Raw genomic sequence first — 793 nt, 5'->3', positions numbered from 1 at the left:
CATCTCGATACTCCTGTCTGAGGGGGATGGGCTCCAACACCCACATCCTCTCAGCCAGGAGGCGATCTACGCCACCTTGCCCCTGACGCCGCGGCAGCGGCTTCGTTCAATCCAAAAGCGAAATTGCAGGATTTGGCGGCTTCAACCTCCCATTCCCTGCAATCTCAAACCGCTTCGAATCCGAAAAAGAGACTCCTGCTCAATCGCTTAGAACCTTGTTCACGGACGACTAATTAGGTACAGACCCTAACATTACAGTTGCTTTTTTGATTTGAAGTGGGCGCGTTGAGCGGCAGCCTGGTGAGCTCTGCGCCAGAAGGACCATGCGATAATGTGTGCGGGTTGAATCCGCTTCCGCGCAAGTCTGATAGCAATGCGGCGGATTTCCTGGATTGACCAACGGATCAGTGGTGGGGTGGTTATGTTTTGGCTTTTGCCGGGGGGCGCCGTTTCGTTTTTTTGGGCGGTGGCGGATTAGCGCGATGTCGGATCGCGGCCATCATGGCGAAGGCGAGCATCACCAAGGACACATGACGGTGCCAGCCATGCCAGGATCTGCTCTCGTTGTGATCGAGCCCGAACTCGTTTTTCGCGGTTTCAAAGCTGTCCTCGATCGCCCATCGATGACCTTCGACCGCGACCAGCGTTTCAATGGCTGTTCCCGCTGGGCACCAGGTGGTGAAGAAGGCGAGGTCATCATCGGCAATGCGACGACGGATCAGTAGACCGCGTGTCCACAAACCGTCATTTGCACTGTTGGACTGCTCGGCCTCGAGATCCGCCAATTCGAGAT

At 56.0% G+C, this 793-nt stretch carries 1 protein-coding gene; it reads right to left on the bottom strand.

The genetic code is table 11. The features are described from left to right. Positions 1-419 precede the first annotated feature (419 nt). Positions 420-793 (bottom strand): transposase (locus AC0L3P_RS39920; RefSeq protein ID WP_473309450.1); only part of this gene is annotated, 374 nt, incomplete at its 5' end.

The sequence above is a fragment of the Bradyrhizobium sp. WSM4874 genome, assembly GCF_055811835.1.
This window is presented reverse-complemented; position numbering and strand designations above follow the sequence as displayed.